The sequence below is a fragment of the Euzebya pacifica genome, from assembly GCF_003344865.1.
GTDB lineage: Bacteria > Actinomycetota > Nitriliruptoria > Euzebyales > Euzebyaceae > Euzebya > Euzebya pacifica.
In genome coordinates, this window is record NZ_CP031165.1 from 3,986,072 (window position 1) to 4,002,935 (window position 16,864).

15 protein-coding genes are annotated in these 16,864 nt (G+C 71.4%); 3 read left to right on the forward strand and 12 right to left on the reverse strand.

Going from position 1 to position 16,864, the window contains the following annotated elements; all coding sequences use genetic code 11:
* Positions 1 to 12: 12 nt before the first annotated feature.
* From cimA to DVS28_RS17150, 4 genes are all read right to left on the reverse strand, one after another.
* A complete protein-coding gene (gene cimA / locus DVS28_RS17135; protein ID WP_114592541.1) occupies positions 13 to 1,596 on the reverse strand; it encodes a citramalate synthase in 1,584 nt (527 codons plus the stop codon).
* Positions 1,597 to 1,701: 105 nt separating this feature from the next.
* The gene (locus tag DVS28_RS17140; protein ID WP_164710672.1) at positions 1,702 to 2,778 is read right to left on the reverse strand and encodes a DMT family transporter; all 1,077 of its coding nucleotides are present in this window, start codon (positions 2,776 to 2,778) and stop codon (positions 1,702 to 1,704) included.
* A gap of 157 nt (positions 2,779 to 2,935) precedes the next feature.
* On the reverse strand, positions 2,936 to 4,159 hold the full coding sequence (locus DVS28_RS17145) for an alpha/beta hydrolase (protein ID WP_164710673.1): 1,224 nt from the start codon (positions 4,157 to 4,159) through the stop codon (positions 2,936 to 2,938).
* Positions 4,160 to 4,243: 84 nt separating this feature from the next.
* A complete protein-coding gene (locus DVS28_RS17150) occupies positions 4,244 to 6,136 on the reverse strand; it encodes a potassium/proton antiporter (RefSeq protein WP_216826109.1) in 1,893 nt (630 codons plus the stop codon).
* 157 nt (positions 6,137 to 6,293) lie between these two features.
* Here DVS28_RS17150 and pfkA point away from each other — a divergent pair, with 157 nt between their 5' ends.
* Complete coding sequence (gene pfkA / locus DVS28_RS17155; protein WP_114592544.1) at positions 6,294 to 7,262, forward strand: 6-phosphofructokinase; 969 nt, start codon at positions 6,294 to 6,296, stop codon at positions 7,260 to 7,262.
* Here the strand turns inward: pfkA and DVS28_RS17160 are convergent, their stop codons facing one another.
* The 5 genes from DVS28_RS17160 to DVS28_RS17180 form a co-directional block, all read right to left on the reverse strand.
* A complete protein-coding gene (locus DVS28_RS17160; RefSeq protein ID WP_164710674.1) occupies positions 7,263 to 8,042 on the reverse strand; it encodes an adenylate/guanylate cyclase domain-containing protein in 780 nt (259 codons plus the stop codon).
* 2 nt (positions 8,043 to 8,044) lie between these two features.
* Positions 8,045 to 9,409 (reverse strand): NAD(P)/FAD-dependent oxidoreductase, encoded by a 1,365-nt coding sequence (locus tag DVS28_RS17165; protein ID WP_114592546.1) that lies wholly within the window; start codon positions 9,407 to 9,409, stop codon positions 8,045 to 8,047.
* A gap of 34 nt (positions 9,410 to 9,443) precedes the next feature.
* Positions 9,444 to 10,367: a branched-chain amino acid transaminase gene (locus DVS28_RS17170; RefSeq protein ID WP_114592547.1), complete on the reverse strand. Its 924-nt coding sequence runs from the start codon at positions 10,365 to 10,367 to the stop codon at positions 9,444 to 9,446.
* A 68-nt stretch (positions 10,368 to 10,435) separates the two neighbouring features.
* The gene (locus DVS28_RS17175; RefSeq protein WP_114592548.1) at positions 10,436 to 11,497 is read right to left on the reverse strand and encodes a 3-isopropylmalate dehydrogenase; all 1,062 of its coding nucleotides are present in this window, start codon (positions 11,495 to 11,497) and stop codon (positions 10,436 to 10,438) included.
* Between the two features lie 97 nt (positions 11,498 to 11,594).
* Positions 11,595 to 12,884 (reverse strand): sugar phosphate isomerase/epimerase family protein, encoded by a 1,290-nt coding sequence (locus DVS28_RS17180; protein WP_114592549.1) that lies wholly within the window; start codon positions 12,882 to 12,884, stop codon positions 11,595 to 11,597.
* A 303-nt stretch (positions 12,885 to 13,187) separates the two neighbouring features.
* Between DVS28_RS17180 and DVS28_RS17185 the strand changes: the two genes are divergently transcribed.
* On the forward strand, positions 13,188 to 13,694 hold the full coding sequence (locus tag DVS28_RS17185) for a GNAT family N-acetyltransferase (RefSeq protein ID WP_114592550.1): 507 nt from the start codon (positions 13,188 to 13,190) through the stop codon (positions 13,692 to 13,694).
* 51 nt (positions 13,695 to 13,745) lie between these two features.
* Here DVS28_RS17185 and DVS28_RS17190 read toward each other — a convergent pair whose 3' ends face one another.
* Together DVS28_RS17190 and DVS28_RS17195 are read right to left on the reverse strand one after the other, a co-directional pair.
* On the reverse strand, positions 13,746 to 14,825 hold the full coding sequence (locus DVS28_RS17190) for a hypothetical protein (RefSeq protein ID WP_114592551.1): 1,080 nt from the start codon (positions 14,823 to 14,825) through the stop codon (positions 13,746 to 13,748).
* Complete coding sequence (locus DVS28_RS17195) at positions 14,822 to 15,280, reverse strand: NUDIX hydrolase (protein WP_114592552.1); 459 nt, start codon at positions 15,278 to 15,280, stop codon at positions 14,822 to 14,824. Before DVS28_RS17195 ends, DVS28_RS17190 begins: the two co-directional genes overlap by 4 nt.
* Before the next feature lie 57 nt (positions 15,281 to 15,337).
* On the opposite strand from DVS28_RS17195, the gene DVS28_RS17200 reads away from it, so the two are divergent.
* Entirely contained in the window at positions 15,338 to 15,838 is a 501-nt protein-coding gene (locus tag DVS28_RS17200) for a hypothetical protein (protein WP_114592553.1), read from the forward strand.
* Between the two features lie 42 nt (positions 15,839 to 15,880).
* On the opposite strand, the gene DVS28_RS17205 is transcribed toward DVS28_RS17200, so the two are convergent.
* A complete protein-coding gene (locus DVS28_RS17205) occupies positions 15,881 to 16,849 on the reverse strand; it encodes a Gfo/Idh/MocA family protein (RefSeq protein WP_164710675.1) in 969 nt (322 codons plus the stop codon).
* Positions 16,850 to 16,864 lie beyond the last annotated feature (15 nt).

The following is a 16,864-nucleotide window of genomic DNA, read 5'->3' on the forward strand; positions in this document are numbered from 1 at the left end:
TGGAGCAGGCGATCAGGCGCCCTCGCGTGCCAGCAACGACGCGGTGTAGGCGTCGGACATGGCCTGCCACGACGCCTCGATGACGTTGGCGTCCACGCCGACGGTCGTGTACTCGCGGTCGGCGTCGCTGGAGGTGATCAGCACGCGGGTGGTGGCGTTGGTGCCGGCCTTCGCGTCGAGGATGCGCACCTTGTAATCGGCCAGGTGCAGCTCGTCCAGCGGCAGCACCCCACCGATGGCCGCCCGGAAGGCGTGGTCGAGCGCCGAGACGGGCCCGTTGCCCTCCCCCACGCCGATGAGGCGGGTGTCGCCGACCCACACCTTGACGGTGGCCTCGGCCACCATGCTGCCGTCCTCGCGCCGTTCGACGATGGTGCGGAAGGACTCCAGGACGAACCGCTCGACGTCCTGGCCGGTGTGGCGGCGGACGAGCAGCTCGAAGGAGGCGTCGGCGGCCTCGAAGGAGTAGCCGAGGTGCTCGAGCTCCTTGACCCGCTCGAGGATGGCCATGGCGTCGGCGGAGTCGAGGTCCAGGCCCATGTCGGCGCCCTTCATCACGACCGTGGCGCGCCCGGCGAGCTCGCTGACGAGCAGGCGGATGCGGTTGCCGACGCTGCCCGGGTCGACGTGCTGGTACAGGTCGGTGTCCTTGGCCAGCGCCGAGACGTGCAGCCCGGCCTTGTGGGCGAAGGCGGCGTTGCCGACGTAGGGGGCCGAGGGCCGGACGGAGAGGTTCATGATCTCCGCGACCTGGTGGGCGATGTGGGTGATCCGTCCGACCGCCCCGTCGCCGACGACGTCGGTCATGCCCATCTTGAGGGTCAGGTTGGGGATGATGGAGGAGAGGTTGGCGTTGCCGGTGCGTTCGCCGATGCCGTTGAGGGTGCCCTGGACGTGGGTGACGCCGGCGTCCATGGCGATCAGCGAGTTGGCGACCGCACAGTCGGTGTCGTTGTGGACGTGGATGCCGACCTGGACGCCGCCCGGTCCGTCACCGCCGACCTCGGCGACCACGTCGGCGACGACCTGCTCGACCTCGCGGGGCAGCATGCCGCCGTTGGTGTCGCACAACACGACGCATTCGGCTCCGCCGGCGATGGCGGCTCGCAGGGCGTCCAGCGCGTAGGCGCGGTCCCGCCGGTAGCCGTCGAAGAAGTGCTCGGCGTCGTAGAAGGCTCGCCGTCCCTCGCCGCGGATCAGCTCGAAGGAGGACTGCAGCATGGCGAGGTTCTCCTCGCCCGTGGTGTTGATGGCGTGGGTGACGTGGCGGATGTCGGACTTGCCGACGAGGGTCACGATCGGCGTGGCGGCCGCGAGCAGGGCGGCCAGGTTCTCGTCGCCGGCAGCGTCCCGGTTCGGCTTGCGGGTCATGCCGAAGGCGACCAGCGTGGCGTTGGCCAGCTCCAGCTCACCGGCGGCGGCCCGCTTGAAGAACTCGGTGTCCTTGGGGTTGGCGCCGGGCCAGCCACCCTCGATGTAGGGCACCCCGAGCGCGTCGATGGTGCGGGCGACCCGCAGCTTGTCCTCCACGGACAGGGAGATGCCCTCCTGCTGGGTGCCGTCGCGGAGGGTGGTGTCGTAGAGCTCGACCGTCATGGTTGAACGATCGTAGTCGCCGAGGCTGCGGTTGCCCGATTCGCACCCCTCGGCCCCGACCGCCGGTCGGATCGTGCGTCGACGACCCCGTGGCGGGACGTGTCGTCAGACGCGGCTCTCCTCGACGCGACGACGCAGGACGGGGCGAACGCGGACACGCGGACGAGGACGAGGGAGGGGACGACGTCGCAGCCCGGACGCGCCGGGGACGCGGGGCAGCACCGCCCGGGGGCGGACGCCTGCGAGGGCCGCGACGGTCGACAGGACGAGGACCCCGCCGGCGACCTGCACGGCGGTGACCGGCTCGCCGAGCGCCACCGCGGCAAGCGCCGTGGCCATGATCGGCTCGGCCGGGCCGAGCGAGGCAACCTGGGTGGCCCCCATGCGCTGCACGGCGGCGTACAGGGCGACCACGGGAAGGGCGGTGGCGATCGCGCCGTGCAGGGCAGCGATGCCGACCCCGGCGGCGGTCGGCCACGACGGCACCACGAGCGGGACCAGCGCGACGGCGCTGATCAGCCCGCCGACCGTCACCCAGGTGGTGGCGACCAGCGGCGGGACGCCGGCCAGCAGCGGTTCGCTCAGACGCATGTAGGTCGCGTAGACGATGGCGCAGACGAGCGCGAGCAGCACCCCGAGGTCCAGCCGTCCGGTCGGCATGCCCGCGGCGAGCCACAGGCCCGCGAGGGCCACGCCGAGCAACGACAGCCGTGCCACTGACGGGACCCGGCGGGCGAGCAGGGAGTCCAGCAACATCACGATCACCGGGTAGATGGCGACGACCACGACGACCAGGCCGACGGGGGCGACCTCGACCGCGGAGTAGAAGGCCATCGACTGGCCGGTGAAGACGGTGCCGAGGGCCAGGAGGATCGCGATGGTCCGCCGGGGGATCGCCAGCAGCTGCCGGCGCCCGAGCAGGACGAGCACCAGCACCGCCGCGGCGAACCGGACGACGAGGAGCGACAGCGGCTCGGCGCCCTGGGCGTAGGCGAACTTGCCCAGCACGCCGGCTACGGCGAACCCGGAGAAGGCGAGGAGGGTGAGGGCGCGGCCGGAGCCACGCACATGACGGGTGCCTGCAGACATGGCGGAGGACATGGCGGCAGGCAGGCGGGAACCGAGCGCGGGGCGACCGACGACGGCGCGTCGGCGAGCCGTGCCCGGGTACAGCTGAAGCATCAGCATTCCTGGACGAAGGCGGGTTGCCCTTCCCGGCAGTCAGGGCACAACGGGGCGCGGAGTCCCCCCGCGGCACGCGACATGGTGCCCCACCGTGTGACGCGCCGTGGCCTGTCCGCTCCTGTCCGTCGGACCGACCCCGGCAGGCCAGCGCGGGTCAGCGCGGGGCGACGGTGGCGGTCAGCCAGTCATGGGCGGCGTCGAAGGACTCCTGCGCCGTCCCGAAGGCGTTCAGGTCGTGGCCCGCCGTGGCCGTGACGTGGGCATCGATGGACGGCACGTCGTCGCCCAGCCACGGGGCTTCGTTGGCAATCACCGTCGCGGGGCTGGAGCAGTCGGCGCCGAGGTCGAGCGGGTCCTGCGAGCAGAAGATCCCGTCGAGGTCACCGATCAGGTAGAAGACCGGCGCGGTGATGTCCAGCGGCGTCCGGAAGATCACGGGGTAGTTCATCAGCTCGGGCTGGGTGACGGTGCCCTTCGTGGCCTCGTCCCGCTCGACGATGACCGGATGCACGTCGGTGCCCGGCGCATAGAACAGGTCGTAACGCATCCCCGGCTGGCTGGTGATGTAGAGGGGGTCCAGGCCGCTGCCGGCGAACTGGGGGTCCAGCACCGCCGGGTAGTGGCCGGTCTCGATGGACACCGGTGCGTGGACCTCCCGGACGTTGTGGGTCGCCCCGGTGATGACGACCCCGTCGACGTCGGGGTTGCCCGAGGCGGCGATCCAGCTGGTCATGCTGCCGTAGGAGTGGCCGACCAGGACGACCCGTTCGAACGCGACGGGTCCACGGGGGCCCTCGATCGTCCCTGCCTTCAACCCGTCGACCAGCTGGCGGACGACGCTGGCGTTGGTGGAGATGTCGACCAGCGCGCTCGGGGGGTGCGTGGAGTCCCCGTTGCCGATCCGGTCGATGGCGAGCGTGGCGTAGCCGGCGGTGGCGGCGGCGTGCTCCCAGGAGTAGCGGTTGCCCGTGGGGTCCTCGGGATCGGCGATGTTCCAGTAGCGGTGGTCGTAGGTGATGCCGTGGATCAGCAGCTGCACGGTGTCGGGCGGGCCCAGGTCGGGGTCATCGACCGGCGCGGCCGGCAGGCACAGCTTCGCCACGACCTCCTGTGGACCGGCAACCGCGTCGAGCACCGGGCGCAGCAGCCCGCCCAGGCCCAGCCCGAGGTCGTTGCCCGGGGTTGCCGGGGTCGCAGGGTCCAGCTCGACGGGCACCCGGCTGGTCGTGCAGTCCCGGTCGTTGTCGGGCGCAACGGACGAGGCCAGCACCTCCGGGTCCGCCCGGGGTCCAGCGCCCGCGGGCGACAGCAGGCCGCCGACCACCGCGAGGGCAGCAAGGGCAACGACGGGCAGGCGGCGCGGCGACGGACTGCGCATGGACGGCTCCTCCAGGTGGCGTCCGATGACCATAACTAGTCACTGGCCACCCAGGCAACGGGCCCGAGGGCCCCGCCGGCGAGGTCAGGCGACCGGGTCGCCCCGTACCCAGGCCTGCACGTCGCGGCTGCCGTACTGCTGGTCGGCGGTGGTGATGACCAGCAGGTCGCCCACCAGCAGGCGGGTGCTGCCACGCGGGACCAGCACGCGGTCGCCACGCACGATCGCCGAGACCAGCAGCCCCTCGGGCACGCCGCTGTCGCTCAGCAGCCGTCCGGCGACCGAGGAGTCGGCGTCCACGACGACCTCGGCGACGTCCACGCCAGCGTCCTCCAGCGGCATGATCTCCACCGACCCGCTGGGCCCCTCCTGCGCCGGCAGCCCCAGCCTGCGGATCACCGGCATGGCGGTCAGCCCCTGCACGAGCGCCGAGGTCAGCACGACGAAGAACACCACGTCGAAGACGACCGCTGCCTCGGGCAGGCCGCTGGAGAACGCCAGGGTGGCCAGGACGATGGGGACGGCACCCCGCAGGCCCAGCCACGACACCGCAGCCATCTCCCGCAGGGACATGTCGAACCAGGTCAACGACAGCCACACGGCAAGGGGCCGGGCGACGAACACGAGCACGGCGCTGACCGCCAGCGCCGTCCCGGCCACAGCGGACAGCTCGCCCGGCGAGACCAGCAGGCCGAGCAGCAGGAACAGCCCGACCTCGGCCCCCGAGGACAGCGCGCCGACGAACAGCTGGACCGAACGACGGCGACGGGGGGCCTCACCGGCCAGGACGATGCCGGCGAGGTAGACGGCCAGGAAGCCGCTGGCGCCGACCGCGACCGCAGCCCCGTAGGCCAGTCCGGCCACGCCGAGCGCCAGCACCGGGTACAGGCCGCCGGTGCCGAGGTCGACCCGACGCAGCAGCCACGCACCGGCCCAGCCGACCGCCGTGCCGACGGCCAGCGCCCCGATCAGCTGCAGCGCCCCGAAGCCGATCCAGGCCGACGCGGTCGAGGGGGCGTCCCACGACGACAGCAGGCCGACGGTCAGCAGGACCGCGATCGGATCGTTGACGCCGGACTCCAGCCGCAGGGCATCGGCGACCCGGTTGGGCACCTTGACCCGACGGAGCAGCGGAAGCACGGCGGCGGCGTCGGTCGAGGCGACGATCGCGCCGATCAACCATGCCAGTCGGCTCGGCGCACCCAGCAGCCACATGGTGCCGATGGCGGTGACCCCCGCGGTGACGGCCACCCCGACGGTGCCCAGCGCCAACCCGGGGATCAGCCCGCGGCGCAGCCGGTCGGCATCGGTGCCGAGTCCGCCGTCGAACAGGATGATCACCAGCGCCACGACACCGATGCTCTGGACCATCCCCGCGTCGGAGATGTTGACCAGCTCGAGCCCGTCGCTGCCGATGAGCATGCCCAGGCCGAGGAAGAGCAGCGCCCCGGGGATGGCCAGGCGGTTGCCGATGCCGGCGACCAGGATGCCGGCGACGAGCAGCGCCGCGCCGACCAGCAGCGGACGGTCGATGGCCAACGACACCTCGAGCAGGTGCTCGACCTGGTCCGGTTCGCTGCTGGTGATGACCGCCAGCAGGGTCCCGACGACCATCGTCCCGACGACGAGCACGGCCGTGGCGGCCAGCACGACACGCAGGGCACGCAGGCCGTCGTCGTCGGTGCGTCGCTGCAGCAACGCGTGCGCCGTGGCGAGCGCGACCAGCCCCAGCAGGACCGAGACGGCAAGCCTCCAGCCAGCGCCCAGCACCGGGCCGGGAGTGGTGGGACCCAGCGCCACGCCGACCCCCACGACGACCAACCCGGCCGCCGCCATCTTGACCGGATGGACGGCCTCGCGCGCAGCCCAGGCCAGCTCCTCCAGCAGCAGCCGTCCGAGGCCCGGACCACCGGGACGTCCGGTGCTCCCTTCTCGCCGAATCCCCTGCCGCAGCAGGGTGGCCCAGAACGCGTGCATGTTGACAGACTACGGATGCGCGACCGGCGCGTCCTGCGGTGTTGGTCGCCTCCCGGACTCCCCCGCACCCCGCCGGGACTGCCGACCGGTCGTCCACCGGTGGGCGCGACGGGGTGTACTACCGCTTCCCCGTCCGCCCGTCTAGGTTTGTGGTCTCATGAAACGAATCGCCGTACTCACGTCCGGGGGCGACGCGCCCGGCATGAACGCTGCCGTCCGCGGAGTCGTCCGCACCGCTGATGCGCTTGGGGTCCACACCCTCGGCGTGGAGTTCGGGTACCGGGGCCTGATCAAGGACCGGATGCGCGAGCTGGATGCCCGCGCGGTGTCCGGCATCATCCAGCTGGGTGGCACGATCCTCGGCACCGCGAGGTCGGAGGAGTTCCGCACCCCCGAGGGACGCGCCAGGGCCGCGGCCAACCTGAAGGGCCGCGGGGTCGACGGGCTGGTCGTCATCGGCGGCGACGGGTCCTTCCACGGCGCCCAGGCGCTGAGCGACGAGCACGGCATCGCCTGCGTGGGCATCCCTGGCACCATCGACAACGACCTCGGCGGATCCGACTTCACCCTCGGGTTCGACACCGCGGTCAACGTGGCGCTGGAGGCCATCGACCGGATCCGTGACACCGCGTCCAGCCACGAGCGGCTGTTCTTCGTGGAGGTCATGGGCCGTCGGGCAGGGTGGCTGGCCCTCTACGCCGGCCTGGCGGGCGGCGCGTCGGCGGTGCTGGTGCCCGAGCGTCCCACCGACATCGAAGCCGTCCGTGAACGCGTGCGTGGATCGTTCGAGATGGGCAAGACGTTCTGCATCGTCGTCGTGGCCGAGGGCGACGACGCCGGCGGCGCCTACGGCATCGCCAACGGGGTGGTGGAGGGGACCTCGCTGGACTCCCGCGTGACCGTGCTCGGCCACGTGCAGCGTGGAGGCCCGCCCACGATGCGCGACCGTGTCCTCGGTGCCCGGCTGGGCCACGCGGCGGTCAAGGCGCTGCTGGAGGGGCAGGACCAGATCATGGTCGGCGAACGGTCGGGGCAGATCATCCGCACCTCCCTGGAGACCGCCTGGACCGACAACGACCACGACGCCGGTCCCCTGCTGGAGCTCATCGACCTGCTGGCCCGCTGATCACGAGCGCCGGGGGCCCGTCGGTCGGCTGCGGCCCGGCTGGAGGACGACCCGCCGGAGGGGTTGGCGGCCGGGCAGTCCCTTGAGGCGGACCCGACCGGCGGGCTGGAAGGCCACCCCGTCGATGTCGCCGGCGTGGTCGACCACGGCCTCCGACACGAGGGTCTCCGTGCCCTTCGCCCGGTCGGCGATGCGGGCAGCGCGCACGACTTCGGTGCCGTAGAAGTCCCCGCCCCGCCCGACGACCTCGCCGCAGTGAACCCCGATCCGCGCCGGCAACGGCACGCCGATGCGGGGGTTGGCGGCCAGGGCCTCCTGCAGGCCGACCGCCGCGCGGACCGCGGCCGCCGGATCGCGGAAGACGGCCATGAACCCGTCCCCGGCGGTCTTGACGATCCGGCCGCGGTGCTGGGCGACGACCTCGCTGGAGACGTGCTCGTGGACCCGCAGGACCTCGGCCCAGCGGTCGTCACCGAGCTCGACGTTCAGCCGAGTCGAGCCCTCGATGTCGCAGAACAGCAGGGTCACCACGCCGTCGTCCTCACGGGCGCCGGCGACCTGCACGAGCGTGCGCAGGGCCCCGCTGACGGTGCCGGCCAGCAGGTCGACGGAGCCCGACAGGACCTGACCGAGCAACGTGCTGCGGTCATTGTCCTCCTCCGGCTCCGGAGCCGAGTAGGCCTCGGCGAGGGCAGCGTCGCGGCGTCGGCGAAGCCGGGCACCGACCGCGACGAGGCCGGCCACGAGGACCCCACCCACGACCGCGGCCAGCACCTCCACGGTCAGCCGGCTGCCCGCTCTGACGCGTCGTGGGGCGCCTCCGGCGCTCCGTCACCGCGCCCCTGCGGGGCCCCGTCATCGCGCGCCTCCGGCGCTCCGTCACCGCGCCCCTGCGGGGCGACCACCCCGTGGACCACCCTCGCCGCGCGGTCCCACGTCAGGTAGTTCCAGGCCCAGTTGACCAGCACGCTGATGCGGTTGCGGAAGCCGATCAGGAAGTAGATGTGCAGCACCAGCCACGCCAGCCACGCCAGGGTGCCGCCGAAGCGGATGCCGCCGGGGACCTGGGCGACGGCCGCGCCGCGTCCGATGGTGGCCATCGACCCCTTGTCGGTGTAGCGGAACACCGGTGGCTTGCGACCCTCGGCCACGGCGTCCATGACCTTGGCGACGTGCCGTCCCTGCTGCATCGCGACAGGGGCCAGCTGCGGCAACAGCTCCCCCTTCTTGTCCGTAGCGGCAGCCAGGTCGCCGATGACGAAGACGTTGGGACGGTCCGGGACGCGCAGGCTGCCGTCGACCACGATGCGACCGGCCTTGCCGGTCTCCAGGCCGAGCATCCTCCCCAGCGGTTCGGCTTCGACCCCGGCGGCCCACACGCAGGTCGCCGCCGACAGGAACGTCCCGTCGTCCAGCAGGACCCCGTCGTCGGTGACCTCCTTGACCGAACGCCCCAGGTGCATCGTCACGCCACGCCGTTCCAGCTGGTCCACGGCGTGCTTGCGCAGCTTGGGGTGGAACGGCCCGAGCGGTTCGGGAGCCATCTCCACCAGCTCGACCTGTGCCCGGGTCAGGTCCAGCTCGGGGAAGTCCGCCCGCATGACGCGCGTGAACAGCTCCGACATGGCGCCCGCCATCTCGATCCCCGTCGGACCACCCCCGACGACGACGATCGACAACGCGCCGTCGTCGACCAGCTCGGGCCGAACGGCACACCGCTCGAACTGCTCCAGCATGTGCTGGCGGATGGCCATGGCGTCGTTGAGGCTCTTCAGCCCGAAGGCGTGCTCGGCGACCCCCGTGATGCCGAAGTCGGCGGTCCGTGCCCCAGCGGCGAGCACCAGCGTGTCGTAGGGGATGTCCCGGCCACCGGCGGTGTGCAGCACCCGGGCGTCGAGGTCGGCCCCGACGATGTCGGCGGCGGTGAACCGCACCCCGCGTTCCTTGCGGACGATCCCGCGAACGGCGTAGGCGATGTCGGAGGGTTCCAGGCCGGCCGTCGCCACCTGGTACAGCAACGGCTGGAAGAGATGGTGGTTGCGGCGATCGACGACCTCGACCTCGACGTCGGGTCCGGCAAGGGCGCGGGCAGCCGACAGGCCACCGAACCCGGCACCGACGATCACGACACGGCGGGTGACACCCATCTTGTGAATCCTCCTGCTGGCGGTGAGCCCCCCGTCACCGCTGGCTGACGTAGTCGAGCATGTGGTCGTACTTGGGTTCCCTTCCCCGTACGACGCTGAAGAACACGTCCTGCAGCTGCTTGGTGATGGGACCGGGGGGACCGATGACGCGGTCGTCGACGGACCGGATCGGCACGATCTCGGCTGCCGTGCCGGTGAAGAACGCCTCGTCGGCGGTGTAGAGGTCCTGCCGCAGCAGCGGGGTCTGCTCGACCGGGATGTCACGATCGCGGGCCAGGTCGAGGATCGCCGCACGCGTGATGCCCGGCAGCACGCCCTCGCTGGTCGGTGGGGTGACCAGCACGCCGTCACGGACGACGAAGACGTTCTCGCCCGAGCCCTCGGCGACACGGCCGTGCTCGTTGAGCATGATCGCCTCGTCGTACCCGGCCTTGACCGCTTCCATCTTGGCCAGCGAGCTGTTGACGTAGACCCCCGAGGCCTTGGTGCCCGTCGGGATGATGTTGGCTCCCATGCGCTGCCACGACGACACCTTCGCGCGCACGCCGTTCTTGATGCCCTCCTCGCCCAGGTAGGCGCCCCACGGCCAGACGGCGATCATGACGCGGACCTGCGACGGCATCGGGTTCAGCCCCATCTCGCCGTAACCGAGGTAGGCCAGCGGGCGGATGTAGTAGCTGTCCTGCCCGTTGACCCGGCACAGGTCACGCGACCCCTCCAGGATCTCGTCGGGCGAGTACGGGATCTGCATGCTCAGCACCTGCGCCGAGCGGTACAGCCGCTCGACGTGGGCACGATGCTGGAAGATCGCCGGGCCGCGGTCGGTGGCGTAGGCCCGCATGCCCTCGAAGACCGCCCAGCCGTAGTGCAGGGACGGGGTCAGCACGTGGATGGTCGCGTCGTCCCAGTCGACGAGCTCGCCGTCCATCCAGATCTTCGACATCTTCGGTACGGGCATGGGTCCCTCTGTGCTCGGTGGCGTCGGGCCGAATCCTAGTGGCCCGCCACGGTGGCGGGGTGGCTGGATCAGCCGGCCACGATGGCGGCGATGCGGTCGCCGAGCTCGTCGGTGGACCCGCCCATGTCGGGGCCGCCCATGGCCGTCATGGTCGTGAGGACCTCAGCGGCCGCGTCCTCGACGGCGCGGGCAGCGTCGGCGTGGTCCAGGTGGTCCAGCGCCATCGACAGCGACAGCACCGCGGCGACCGGGTTGGCCCAGCCCTTGCCGGCGATGTCGGGCGCCGAACCGTGGACCGGCTCGAACATCGACGGGTGCGCGCCGGTGGGGTTGAGGTTGCCGCTGGCCGCAAGGCCCAGGCCGCCCTGCACGGCCGCGCCGAGGTCGGTGACGATGTCGCCGAACAGGTTGTCGGTGACGACGACATCGAACCGCTCGGGGGTCGTGACCATGTACAGGCACATCGCGTCGACGTGCACGTAGTCGCGCTCGACGTCGGGGAAGTCGGCCTCACCGACCTCGGTGAAGGTCCGCATCCACAGGTCCCCGGCGAAGTTCAGCACGTTGGTCTTGTGCACCAGGGTGAGGTGGTTGCGGCGGTTCTGGGCGCGGGCGAACGCATCGCGGATGACCCGCTCGACGCCGTGGCGGGTGTTGAGGGACTCCTGGGTGGCGACCTCGGCCCCGGTGCCGTGGAACAACGACCCACCGGCGCCGACGTACATGCCCTCGGTGTTCTCGCGCACGATGACCATGTCGCAGCGGTCCGGCGTCAGCCCGGCGATCGGCGTGGGGACGCCGGGGAGCAGCTTGACGGGCCGCAGGTTGACGAACTGGTCGAAGGCGAAGCGCAGCTTCAGCAGCAGCCCCCGCTCGAGCACGCCCGGCGGCACCTCGGGCGTGCCGACGGCACCGAGGAGGATCGCATCGGCCTCGTCGAGCTCGGCCATGACCGAGTCGGGCAGCACCTCGCCGCTGGCGAGGTAGCGGCGTCCGCCGAGGTCGTACTCGGTGCGGGTGGTGGAGAAGCCGAAGCGCTGCTCGGCAGCGTCGAGGACCTTGAGTGCCTGGGCGGTGACCTCGGGGCCGACCCCGTCGCCGCCGATGATGGCCAGATGGTGTGTCGTCATTGGCGACGCAGCCTAGCGGGCCACGGTCCGAAGCCCAGATCCGGCGGGCCGGCGACGGGGTCACCGCACCGACCGGATCCGGGCCGTCGGGTGGTGGTCAGCCGCGCAGGTTCTGCATGTTGTCGGCGCTGAAGCGCGACACGCGCAGCGACCGGCCCGGGTCGCTGGATCCGCCGGGGGCGTTGTCCTGCTCGTAGTTGGGGTTGTGCCAGCCCTTGGCACCCTGCTGCCGGAAGAACCGCTGGTAGTCGATGTCGCTGGACGGATCGCCGAACGGGACCATGTCGTAGCCCCGACCGATTCCCTCGGGCTCGGCGTTCCGGTCGCCGTCCTTGGCGTGGTACAGCGGGATCCGCTTGGTGTTGGCGGCGGTGAAGGCGTGCGGGTCGAAGATCGACTCGCGACGGACGCCGTCCCAGTCGTAGTACCAGCGGTGCTCGTGCTGCGCGACGTGGGCCCAGAAGACGTCCAGCTCGATGGGGCAGCTCCGGTCGGTCATCGCCAGGTAGCGCTCCATCAGGCGGGTGCCGGACTCACCACGAACGATCTGCGGCGTGGCCAGCGGCGCGCCGGTCAGCCGGTCCTCGGTGACCTCCACCATCGGCCCGTCCTGAAGGAAGCTGTACGCGGGGCTGTGGTTGTGCGGGTAGATCGACACGCCCGTCGTCGCGGCGAGGTCGTTGAGGGCCAGCCACTTCTCCGCGGCCAGGTCCCACGCCTCGACGTTGCGGTTGTTGGGGCTGGCGCTGGTCGGGTCGCCACCGGTGCCGGTGTAGGGCATGCCGAGGATGCTGGCGACCTCCAGCTCGAGCATGAAGCGGTCGTGGTCGCCCTGGGTCATGCCCCCGTTGGGGCCACCGGGCCAGGTGGAGGGGATGAAGCCGTGGCTGCCGATGGCCTCCAGTCCCGTGGCGTCCAGGAAGCTGCGGAGCGTCCGGGCGTGCTCCCGGTACGCCTCGAAGTTGGCGTAGTTGGGGTTGCTGCCGTTGCCGACGTTCGGGGCGCTGCCGCCGACGTTGTTGGGGTGCTGGTTGTAGCCGGCGAACTCGACCTGCCGGAACCCTGCGGCGGCGAGGAACTCGAACACCTCGAGGAAGCCGCCGGGCAGCGGGACGAGGGGACCGAGGTCGTTGGGGTCGTCGGGGTAGTCGGGCCCGCCGACGTAGCCCATGGTCGGGTTGGGGTTGTCGTGCACGCCCCAGCGGCTGATGGCGTCGCGCTGGGTGTAGAGGATCGTGCCGACCCTGGGCGGCGGGATCAGGCGACCGTTGCCGCCCCTGGACTGGACCTGTGCGAGCGCACCCGTCGGGGCGAGGGCGGCGACCATCAGGCTGCCGGCCCCCAGCCCGAGGAAGCGACGACGGTCGAGGTGGACGTTGTGGACCATGGCGGGTTGCTCCGTTCGGCTCGAGGGATCCGCGGTGTCGGCGCACGACGAACAAGGGTCGGTCGACGACCAGCGGGACTGCGTCACGACAGTCGTCCGGGGCTCGGCGGAGCCCCTTCGGCGGTTTCCCCATTCAACGAATGTCGCTTGCGGCAACAATCGAAGGTTCGACGCCTGCTGTCAACCGTTTGTTTGGATTCCAGCCATGGGGGGTGGTCCGACGGTCCCCCGCGGGTATGACGAGGGCTGGCAGGATGGTCCCCGAAAGGAGCCAACCCCGTGTCAACTCGCAGCGCCGACCCCGTGGAGGTCCTCCACGGCACCCAGGTGACCCTTCGCAAGGTCACCGAGGCCGACGTCGAACCACTCGCAAAGATCCTGGCCGAGCCCGAGGTGGCTCGATGGTGGGGTCGCTACGACGTGGACCGTGTTCGCCGCGAGCTGCTGGAGTCACCGGCGATGGTGGTGTTCGTCATCGACGTGCACGGCGTCGTGGCCGGCAGCATCCAGTACTTCGAGGAGCCCGCCTCGGACTACCGTCACGCCGGCATGGACGTGTTCCTGTCGCGTGACTGGCACGGGCAGGGGCTGGGGTCGGACTCCGTCCGCACGCTTGCCCGCCACCTCGTGCACGATCGGGGGCATCACCGGTTGGTGATAGACCCAGCCGCGTCCAACGACGCCGCGATCGCCTGCTACGAGCGGGTGGGGTTCCGCAAGGTCGGTCGGATGCGCGCCTACGAGCGCGGGCCGGACGGCACCTGGCACGACTGCTACATGCTCGAGGCGTTGCGCGACGAGATCGTCTGATCGCCCGGGGCGCACGGGAGGGGCCGTTGCCCCGCCCGTTGCCCTCGCCCGTCAGATAGCGGTCTCGGCCGCCAGGTCGTCCTCGTCGAACTCCGGGAGGAGCGCGCGGGTGCCCATCACCGTGGCGATGGCCATGGGGATCAGCTGAGCGACGCTGAGGGCGACCACGACGCGGGTCAGCCACCCGGGGAACAGGCTGGCGGTCTGCGAGGCCCCGAGGACGGAGAAGTACAGCAGGCCCTGGCCGATGAACACCGCGCCCGCACCGACGCCGAGGGCGGTGAACGCGCCCTCCTCCCCCTGGATGGCCCGCCAGGCACCGAACGCGGCGATGGCGATGAAGAAGGCCGTCTGGACCGCCGACACCGATGACTGCGAGAGCGGGATCGGGGTCGCGAACAGGTCGTCGACGAGGTGGATGACGTTGGCGAGGGCCAGGATCATCAGGGTGATCCCCATCGGCGTGGACAGGCCCCGCCACTCGACCTTCTCCAAATCCGGCTTGGTGCGCAGGCCGATGGCCAGTGGGATCATCAGGACCAGCAGCGCCGGGACCAGCCAGATCCACGGGCTGCCGCCGGGCACCCAGATCAGGTCACCGACGACGGCGTACTCGGTCTCGCCGACGACGAAGGGCACCTCCCAGCCGGGGTTGACGACCTGCTCGCTGTCGGGGTCGGTCTGCACGCCCGGCGGTTCGGCGGACGCCATCCAGTGGATGCGGTGGTCGTGCCAGGCGTAGGAGTTGCCGTCGCTGACCTGCTCCCACTCGGGGTCGCCGTTGACGTCGACCTCCGGCGGGATCCGCACATCGCCGAACCGGTCCTCGTTGAGGTAGGTGGCGTGGGAGTTGCGGTTGCGGAACACCCCGTCGGGGCCGATCCGCAGGTAGGGCTCCTGGGAGTACCCCGGGATGGTGACCTCGTCGTCGCTGGTGTTGGTCAGCTCCAGGTACTCGTCGGAGTTGATCACCGCCCAGGACAGCCCGTCGACGCTGGGGACGTCGGTGATGAGGCTGAGGAAGTTGCTGGCATCCGACCCACGGCCGTGTGCCAGCGCCGGGCCGGCCAGGCCGACGGTGGCCACGGCAACGAGCAGGGTGAGGACGAACAGTCGGTGAAGGGAGGTCATCGCGGCTCAACGGTAGCGCGGAAGCGCCCCATCACCTCGACGTCGAGCGGGTAGGTCAGCAGGGCGTCGGCGTCGGCCAGCGACACCCAGCGAAGCTCGTCGACCTCGTCGGCATCCATGGGCTGGAGCTGGGCGGCGTCGGTGTCGTCGTTGCGTTCGCGGTCGGCCTCCATGGCCCACCAGCGCACGACCTTGTCGCGACCCTTGTGGTCGACGTAGCGCACCTCGCCCAGGTCCTCGCCGAGCGCCGCCCGGATGCCCGTCTCCTCCTCCACCTCTCGGACGGCAGCGTCCTCGAAGGACTCGCCGTCGTCGAGCTTGCCCTTGGGCATCGACCAGTCGTCGTAGCGGGGCCGGTGGACCAGCAGCACCTCGACGGTGTCGGTGCGCCGCCACACCACTCCCCCGGCGGCCCGCACCCGGGCCTCTCGGGCGTCGTCGTCGGTATGTGGCACGGTGGCGTCCTCTCCGAAGGGGTGTGGACAGGGCAGGGTGCCGGGTAAGGCTTGACCATGTCCACTCCACAGCAACCCGAACTCAGGCGCAGCGAGGAGACCCCCTCCTTGACCCCCGACGCGATCGAGGGCGAGCTGCGCGCCGACTCCTTCCCGACGCCGTCCGGCGACACCGGACCGGTGCCGAAGGGCAACCAACCCGGCAGCCAGTCGGGCCCCGTGCAGGACAAGCCCGATCTGGATGCCATGGCGAAGAAGCTGGGTGCCCACAAGGCCGACCCCTCCACGGGTCAGCTCGACACCTCCCACCCCGACGCCCCCTCCGACCCCTGGTACCGGACTGCTCCGGCCATCGTCGGTGCTGGTGCCCTGGCGCTCGGTGCCGTGGCCTTCGCCGTGGTCCGTCGCCGTCGTCAGGCGAAGGTGCCCGACACCCTGATCGAGCGCCTGACCTCGGAGTCCGAGGTACTGCTCGACCGGCTTCGTGCCGAGTCCGACGTCCTCATCGACCGCCTGTCGTCGGAGTCCGAAGCCCTGCTGGACCGCCTGCGGTCCTGACCGGTCGTCCTGGATCGTCGGCCAGCCGGAGCCGATCGGCGGTCAGCCGGAAGCGGCGATCCAGTCGATGACGTGGGCGGTCGCCACGGCGTCCTCCACGTCGATCGGCGGCCGGATGCCCTGCGTGGCGTGCTCGAAGGCCTCGAGGAGTCGTTCCCACGGGTCGGCACGCCACGTCCCGATGACCTCGTCGGAGCGCAGCAGCGCGGCCTGGTCACCCGGGCCGGCCGTGAACGGCCGAGGCATGCGCAGGGTGCCGTCGGAACCGACGATCTCCAGCGTGGAGTGACGGGCCGAGTCGAACGAGGCGTGCAACGCCGCGGTCGCGCCTGACGGGAAGCCCATGACGGCCGAGGTCGTCGCGTCGGCGCCGGACGCCCAGCGACGGGTGACGGCACGCACGACGTCGGGCTCCTCGCCGAGGACCCAGCGGATCAGGCTGACGAGGTCCGCCCCGACGTCCAGCAGCGCGCCGCCGCCCCGGGAGGGGTCGGCGTGGTAGCTGTCGGCGTCGGTCATCGGGTAGGCCGAGGTGGCCGAGACCAGCCGGACCGCACCGATGCCGCCGGAACGCACCAGCTCGAGCAGCGCGGCGGTACGCGGGTGGAACCGCAGCGGCAGGGCCTCCATGAGGGTCAGGCCGGCACCTGACGCGGCGGCGGCAGCCATGCGGGCCGCGCCGTCGGCGTCGATGGAGAGGGGCTTGAGGCACAGGACGTGCTTGCCGGCGTGCAGCGCCTCGGTGACCCAGTGCTCGCGTTCGGAGGTGGGGAGGGCGACGAACACCGCGTCGACGTCACGGGAGACGAGGACCTCGGCATGATCCCGGCGGGCTCGCCGGACCCCTTGGGTGGCCGCGAACTGCTGGGCCGCAGTCAACGTCTCGGCCGAGACCACGGCCAGGTCGTGACCGACCGAGCGCATGGCCGGGCCGACGGATTCCTCCGCCGTCGTGTTCACTCCAAGGATTCCCCAGCGCAGCATGATGGCGGAGGGTACCCAACGTGTCACGCGGCCGATGGTGTC